This window comes from Pseudoalteromonas sp. SR45-1 (genome assembly GCF_014163655.1).
In the GTDB taxonomy this organism is placed as follows: domain Bacteria; phylum Pseudomonadota; class Gammaproteobacteria; order Enterobacterales; family Alteromonadaceae; genus Pseudoalteromonas; species Pseudoalteromonas distincta.
Window position 1 is genome coordinate 1 of record NZ_JACJDR010000067.1, and the last position, 206, is coordinate 206.

The following is a 206-nucleotide window of genomic DNA, read 5'->3' on the forward strand; positions in this document are numbered from 1 at the left end:
ACCGATGCCAATGGTAACTGGAGTGCGACACCAACAGGCACATTAGCTGAAGGGAATTATAGCGTTAGCGCCAGCATCACTGATGCAGCGGGCAACACAGGTACAGGTACAGACAGTGGCGAAGTGGATGTAACTCCACCGGCACTTGCCTTTACACCAACGTTTGAACTTGGTTTATTGGTTACCTTAAGTGGTACCTCTGACTT

General features: G+C 49.5%; 1 protein-coding gene. It reads left to right on the forward strand.

Going from position 1 to position 206, the window contains the following annotated elements; all coding sequences use genetic code 11:
• Positions 1 to 206, forward strand: a 206-nt coding sequence (locus H5089_RS20160) for an Ig-like domain-containing protein (protein ID WP_182712958.1), incomplete at both ends; no start/stop codon positions are given.